At 64.3% G+C, this 7,113-nt stretch carries 6 protein-coding genes; all 6 read right to left on the bottom strand.

Going from position 1 to position 7,113, the window contains the following annotated elements; all coding sequences use genetic code 11:
• Nucleotides 1-267: 267 nt before the first annotated feature.
• Nucleotides 268-585, bottom strand: a complete 318-nt coding sequence (locus tag NUV79_RS21315) for a VanZ family protein (RefSeq protein ID WP_257735075.1) — start codon at nt 583-585, stop codon at nt 268-270.
• A gap of 1,360 nt (nt 586-1,945) precedes the next feature.
• On the bottom strand, nt 1,946-2,629 hold the full coding sequence (locus NUV79_RS21310) for an aspartate/glutamate racemase family protein (protein WP_257735074.1): 684 nt from the start codon (nt 2,627-2,629) through the stop codon (nt 1,946-1,948).
• Complete coding sequence (locus NUV79_RS21305; RefSeq protein WP_257735073.1) at nt 2,626-3,288, bottom strand: flavin reductase family protein; 663 nt, start codon at nt 3,286-3,288, stop codon at nt 2,626-2,628. Before NUV79_RS21305 ends, NUV79_RS21310 begins: the two co-directional genes overlap by 4 nt.
• A 5-nt stretch (nt 3,289-3,293) precedes the next feature.
• Nucleotides 3,294-4,538: a Zn-dependent hydrolase gene (locus tag NUV79_RS21300; RefSeq protein WP_257735072.1), complete on the bottom strand. Its 1,245-nt coding sequence runs from the start codon at nt 4,536-4,538 to the stop codon at nt 3,294-3,296.
• A 5-nt stretch (nt 4,539-4,543) separates the two neighbouring features.
• A complete protein-coding gene (locus NUV79_RS21295) occupies nt 4,544-5,893 on the bottom strand; it encodes a dihydroorotase (RefSeq protein ID WP_257735071.1) in 1,350 nt (449 codons plus the stop codon).
• A gap of 44 nt (nt 5,894-5,937) precedes the next feature.
• Nucleotides 5,938-7,035 carry a DUF917 domain-containing protein gene (locus NUV79_RS21290; RefSeq protein WP_257735070.1) on the bottom strand — a complete coding sequence of 366 codons (1,098 nt, stop codon included), beginning with the start codon at nt 7,033-7,035 and terminating at the stop codon, nt 5,938-5,940.
• Nucleotides 7,036-7,113 lie beyond the last annotated feature (78 nt).

The following is a 7,113-nucleotide window of genomic DNA, read 5'->3' as shown; positions in this document are numbered from 1 at the left end:
TCGAGGCCAACCGTCCACTAACAATCGCCTTGGACCTCTCGGCGGGGGCGGATCAATCCACGACGCTACCCCGCGTGCTTTTAAATCTTTCCGTAGCAGATCGTATGCCGAGATCCATGGCAAAACATGGTGACTGTGGAGAACTCTGCGCCGACGGCCTTGCCGATACTTCTCAGTCAGCGGCAAGGACTGCAGTCACGCCTTGATCTGCATCGCGATATTTCTCGAGCTCTTTGATTGCGAGCCGGAAGTGTATTGGCGCGCCGATCAGGGTAGGGCTCCACGCGCCCGGTCGGCCCAAGCCTTGATCATCACGCCTATCGTCATTCCAACCGCTAAGCCAAGGGATTTCACAATGAAATCCTCCACGCGACCGTGGCGCCCGGGTACATACTCCTGTAGCGTTTCGAGGCTTGCTGTGAATGCGAGCATGTACAGGAAGACGATCAGGATAGGCATTCTAGCGGCGATCGCGAAGAACATGCCAAGCAGCGCGAAAGCCAGTTCTCGCTCCAAATTAACGCTAAGTCCGGAATCCGGTCGTTTATCAATTGAAGAGACAGACGCCCAGATGATGATCGCCAACACGATCCAGCCGGCGGCTAGAGCCATCTTCCGTGATTGATCTCTTATAAAAACGCTTCGCATCCATAACCACAAGAGTCTTAAACTAGGAAATTTAAAGGCAATTACTTAGACGAGATTATCGATTACGCCCAAGGCTTGTTCATATTCCCGGGGGTGGCCGCAAAGCTTCGGGGTTGGCGCTGGGGTGTCGGCATCTTGCGAGTAGCAACTGAAGCTGCAGCTTCGTCTGTCGAGGGATTGAGCCGGCGCTCATTCCGCCAGCCAATCAAGGCGCACACGCCAAGAGTGATGGCTACGATTGCCATTGTGACGGCCCAGGCGGCACGGGGATCTAAAATCTGCGCTATCATGCCGTTACGGCTAGCACAAAATTAACTCTACGTTAACCATCCATTTGGCGCGGTCAGTTGGTTTTCTGCCTCACCACTGCTTCGTTATCGCTTAGGCTGGGACTCGCCACTAAAGCCAGCCGGGGGCTTCGGGTCCAAGCGAGCTGATGAACGCGATCGCGACTATCGCGCCGTATCCCATCTTCATCCTCAGTGATTTCTAGCGCCGCTCTAGCTGCATAAAGCCACGCGCGCGTTGGCCTTTTTTCTCAGCGGACGTGATGCTCGGCACTCCTTGCCCGGTCAAGGGTGTTGTCGCGCTTGGTGACGACAAGATAACTGCGCGTCTGATAAATACAGGAAATAACTAGCGGGCCGCAAGCCGCGAAAAGTCATGGCCTTGGGTGGCGGGCCACTAAGCGAAGAGCGCCAAGCTGCGCCTCCCGGTGGACAACGTAGGAGATCGCATTGATGATCTCGCACGCTGGCGGGCCGCCAGTTCATTCGCCTCATTGAGGGCATCCGCGACCCAATCAATCAACGCTACACATGCGTCACATTCGATTCGTGTCGTAATTCTGCGCGGAGATGATGCCGATAGGTAGCTGGCCGCGACAAGATTCCGCTGTGAAACACGCTTTTTAAGTGGTGTTTTTCAAGGCTTCAATGAGCGAGGCGTCCCAAAGTTGAGCCGCCGCGAAAAATACTACGGTGCGATCGGGCGGCCCTCAAATGTTTGCTGTGAACATCTAGCGCAGGTTATTGAGATTCCATCTGACGTATGGTCACCTCTTATTTAGGCATGCGGAGGGGGAAGGAATGCTCGCGGGCACTCGAATTTTCAGCGTTTGGACGCGTGCTGCACTGGTCGGACTGCTGTTGGTAGCCTTCGTTCTACCGATGGCTCTCTTTAGTCGATAATCCCGGGCAGGAGGGCTTGTTGTTGGGCGAGTTAGTGGATTCTCCGCCCACGGCATGAGCCCTTCTTTTCGAACGGTGCGTTCCTCGACATGTCCGGAGGACATGTCTCAGCCTTCATCAAAAAGGGCAGCCGTCCAGCCCAGCCTGACGCGCCCGATCGCCATCGTCACCGCTGCTTGCGTCGGCTCGACGATAGGCAGTCCCAGTTCCCGCTCGAGCGCATCGCGGAAGCGCGCCATGCCGGCGCAGCCCATCACTAGCACGTCGGCATGATGCGTGTCGCGCAGGGTTTTGCCGACGGCGATCATGCGGCCGAGCGTGAGGTCGTCATCGGCCATCTCGGCGATGGTGAGGTTGACCGGCAGGTCGCCGGCGAAGCGGCTCATCATGCCCATGGCGCCGAGATAGCGCAGATGGCGCGCAATCGAATTCTGCAGCATCGCAACGATGCCGAAGCGCTGGCCGAGCGTCAGCGCCGTCAGCACGCCGCATTCCGCGATGCCGAGCACCGGCTTCGTACTCTGCTCGCGCAAGGCGTGCATGCCGGGATCGGAAAAGCAGGCGACGACGAAGGCTGCAGCCTCGTTTTCGAGGCCCGCTGCCCGCTTGAGCAGGGCAGGGATCAGCCCGTCGACATCGCGCTGCGACTGGATGCCGGGCGGCCCGTCCGCCAGCGTCAGGCATTCGATGGCGGGGCCGCCCTCCATGCGCAGCGGCGCGACGGCGATGTCGATCTCGCGGGTCACGCGCTCGGTCGAGTTCGGGTTGATGACGTAGATCGTGCCGCTCACGACATCTCTCCTTCAGGGATGGTGGACCGTGTCCGCTCGCGCCAGCCGTCCAATGTCTGGCGCGGTTCCTGGAAGCGGTCGCCGAGCCCGATATACCAGTCGGAGCCATGCAGGCGGCCGACGAGATCGAGTTTGTCGATATCGACATGCAGACGCTCGTCGACGATGCCGTCGCGGATATGGAGATGGACGATCTCGCCGATGACGAGATTGCGGTGCTTGGTGCCGAACGAGAGCGACACCGTCTCGCGGCATTCGAGCTGGACGGGCGAGGCGGCGAGCCGGGGCGCTCCGACCTTGACGCTCGCGACGGTATCGAGCCCAGCCGCCGCGATCTCGTCGATCTCGGACGGGAAGTCGATGGCGCAGACCTGCATCGCCGCGACCATCGCCCGATCGACGAGATTGACGACGAAGCCGCCGGTCTCGCGGATATTGCGCATCGTGTCCTTCAGCGGTTCGGTGCCGCTGCGGCCCTCGATGCCGAGCACGACCAGTGGTGGCGCATGACTGAACACGTTGAAGAAGCTGAAGGGCGCGGCATTGGCGCGGCCCTTCTTGTCGACCGTGGTGACGAGTGCGATCGGCCGGGGCAGCACCGTGTTGACGAGGAGCTTGTAGAGATCGCGCTCCCCGAGATCGCTCGCGGCCCAGTCCATCGCGCTCAGCCCAATTGCGCGTCGAGCAGGCGCACCGTCTCGGCCAGCACGCGGGCGCCGTCGCCGGCCTGATCCGGTGTGATCGATTCCTCCGGCGCATGACTGCGGCCCTCAAGGCAGGGCACGAAGATCATGCCGACCGGTCCGATAAAGGCGATATGGACGCCGTCATGCCCGGCGCCGCTCGGCAGGTCGCGCGTGGCGAGCCCGAGCGCGGCCGAGGCATTGGCTATGGCCGCGCGGACCTCTGGCGCGCAGGCCGTGGGCGCGACATGGCTGATCGGCTCGACCGCGATCGTAAGACGCAATTCTTCCAAAGCAGGCCGCAGATCGCGCACCAGCGTCTCGCCGAAGGCCTTGACCGCTGCCTCGTTGCCGGAGCGGACTTCGAGCGTCAGCACGGCCTCGCCCGGCACGGCGTTCGCCGCGTTCGGGCTGACCTCGATGCGCCCGAAGGTGGCGACGAGCGGCTGGTTGTCGCGCGAAGTCGCGAGCGCGCGCTTGTAGGCGGTCTCGATCAGCTTCGCCGCGCCGACAAGCGCATCGGCCCGCAGCGGCATCGGCGTCGCGCCGGCATGGTCGGCCCGGCCGGTGACGATGATGCGCTCGCGGCGGATGCCGACGATGTCGGTGACGATGCCGATCGGGATGCGCTCGTTCTCCAGCACGCGGCCCTGCTCGATATGGACCTCGACATAGGCCGCGATGCCGTCTGCCGGCCGCTGGACGGAGGCCAGCTCATTCGGCTGTCCGCCGACGAACGCGATGCCTTCGCGCAAGGTCATGCCGTCGGGGCGGGGCAGCGCGAGATGCTCCTCGCTCAAGGTGCCTGCGAGCGCGCGGCTGCCGATGCAGGAGAGGCCGAACTCGCTTGGCTCCTCCGCCAGGAAATCGACGACCTCCAGCGTGTGGCGCAGCCGGTCGCCGCGCTCGCTGAAGCTCTGCGCGACTTCCAATGCGGCGAGAACGCCGAGGATGCCATCATAGCGCCCGCCCGAGGGCACGGTGTCGGAATGCGAGCCGATCAGGATCGGCTTCAGGCTCGGATCGGCGCCGGCAAGCCGGCCGATCAGGTTGCCGGCCGCATCGAGCTCCGTTTCCAGCCCGGCCTCGCGGAACGCCGCCGCGAGCCATTCCCGCCCTTCGAGGAAGCGCGGGGTGAAGGAGCGGCGCGTCCACGGGCGCTCCGGGTCGGTGATGGCGGAGAGCGCCTCTATGCGGCGCCAGAGCCGGTCCTGATCGATCGACATGGCGCTCAGGCCGCCGGCCGCAGGAAGCGGCCGTCGCCAGCCTTGTTGCGGATCTCCTTGCCGTCCCAGGCGAGCTGGCCGCGCACATAGGTGGCGGCGACGCGGACGCGGAATTCGCGGCCCTCCATCGAGCTCCATTTCACCGCCGACAAGCTTTTGCTGGGATCATGGATGAAGCGGCCGGGCTCCAGCACGGTGATGTCGGCATCGGCGCCGGCTTCGAGCCGCCCCTTGTCGGCGAGCAGGAAGGCCTTGGCCGGCCCCTCGCAGAGCTGCTTCACCACGATGGTCGGCGACAGACCGTGCTCCTCGCAGCCGGTCCAGAGCGCCGGCAGCAGGGTCTCGATGCCCGGCCCGCCCGAGGTGTTCTTGAAGATCATCGGGTCGCCCTTCTTCTCCAGCCCCCAGGAGACGTGGTCCGACGAGATGAAGTCGCAATGGCCGGCGGCGAGATGGCTCCAGAGCAGGTCACTCTCGGCCTTCGGGCGGATCGGCGGGTAGTGCTTGATCTTGGCGCCGAAGCGCGGGCCGTGCTCCTCGGCATTGAGCATGAAATACTGCACGCAGCTCTCGGCCGTCGCCTTGTAGCCGGCCTGCTTGTACATGTTGCAGATCTCGAAGCCGCGTGAGGTCGAGACGTGGACTGCGTGCGCCCGTGCGCCCGTCTCGGCCCCGATCTCGTAGATGCGGGCGGTGGCGAGGTTCTCGACCAGCGGAGGATGGGCGCGCAGGAAGGCGTCCGGCCCGGTATCGCCCGCCTCAATCAGCCGGGCGATGTTGCGCCTTGTCATCTCCTGGTCCTGGTTATGGACGCCGCAGAGCAGGCCGGTCGGCTCGATCAGCTTGAAGGCCTCGTAGAGCGTGTCGTCGCCGATGCGCGGGAAGCGCGTCGGGTTGGCCTCGAAGGTCGAGAACTTGAAGGCGCAGGCGCCGGCCTCGACGAGGCCCGGAATGGCATGCAGGCCGTTCTCGACGGTGATCGTGGCGTAGAGCGCGACATCGACATGGGCATCGCGCTCGACCACCGCGACCTTCTCGTTGAAGAGCTTGGCGCTAGTGACGGGCTCCGGCTCGTCATAGGGCATGTCGACCATCACGGTGACGCCACCGGCCGCCGCCGCCCGCGAGCACATGCCGATGCCCTCGTGATTGGCCTGGCTGCCGGAATGGACCTGCCCGTCGATCACGCCGGGAATGATCCACTGGCCGCGGAAATCCTGTGTCTCTCGGGCTGAGGGCGGCGTGCCTTGGCCGACCTTGCCGACCTTGCCGCCGCTGACGGCGACGTAGCCGTCCTCGATGATCCGGTCGGCCAGCACGATATTGCCGCGAAGGACGAGATCGAAATCGCTCATGGTGGGGTATCCGGTTGATCCTGCGGGGTCGGCGGGGAATGCGTTCAGCCTTCGCGGCCGAGCGCATACTCGGTGAAGTTCATGCCGAGCGCTTTCTCGACGATCGGGTAGACGCTGGGGTCGGTCACGCTGGAGCTGAGCGGGATTTTGCTCTTGGGCACGCGCAGCACCGAAAGCTCCATGCCCTCGCGGACATGGCCGGAGCTGACCGGCTGGCCGTCGCTGTCGAGCGTGGTGATCACGTCCGGGAAGCAGGCATGGCGGGCGCCGTCGAGATCGGTCACCGCCATGTATTCGTTCATGACATGGATGACGCGGGCGGTGGCCCCGGTACCGATCTGGATCGTGCCGATGTCGAAGGCCTCGTTGGTGTAGCGCACGTCCTTCTTCGCGACGGTGCCGCGCGCGATGATCGAGCCGCCGGTCTCGTCGCAGATCGCATCAATCACGGCGCTGCCGCCCTTCGGCTTGGCGGCGAGGATGCGCTCGCCCAAAGCCAGTGCCATCGAGATGCCGCCGAGCGCCGCGTTCTTGCGGACATAAGCGGCTGAAACCGGGTTGCGGCAGGAGGCGATGAAGCCGCCCGACATGTCGGAGGCCGTGCGCAGGATCGGCGAGACCTTTGCGGTCGCGCCGCGCGTCACCAGTTCGATATACTGGTTCTTGGAGCGGTTGCCGCCGACCGCGACCTGGATCGTCGCTTCCGGGCTGTTGGCGAGGCCGATCGAGCCCATGTCCCCGGTGGGATGGGCGCGGATGTCGCCGACGGCATCGACCACCTTCACGCCGAGGATCGCGCTCGGCAGCCAGGCGTTCAGCGTGCTCGACATGCCGTTCTGGCCGATGATCAGGCCATAGATCGGCTTGCCCAGCGCCTCCTGCAGCAATTGCACGGCCTTGACGTAGTCTATGCCCCACATCTCCCATTCGGTCGTGCCGCCGGGGGCGCCGATGGCGGCAGCCGTGGCGATGATCGCGTCGTCGGGAATCTCGTCCATGGTGACGAGTTCGGGCCGGCCGGTATTGACCGCGGCCGTGCCGAGCATGCGGCCATGGTCGGCCCAGCCGCCTCCACCCGCCGCGAAGACCGACCCGCCGGCGACGGCGGCCTCGACATCCCCAATCGTCAGGAAGCGTCTCATCGGCCGGCCTCGTTCCATGTCAGCCGGTCGGTCCCGGCGCAGCCGAGCTTAGAGCGCTAGGCGTGAAATGGATCATGC

It is taken from the genome of Allobosea sp. 47.2.35, assembly GCF_024655635.1.
Lineage (GTDB): Bacteria > Pseudomonadota > Alphaproteobacteria > Rhizobiales > Beijerinckiaceae > Allobosea.
The sequence above is the reverse complement of the archived record's forward strand: the minus strand, read 5'-3'. Positions and strand labels throughout refer to the sequence as shown.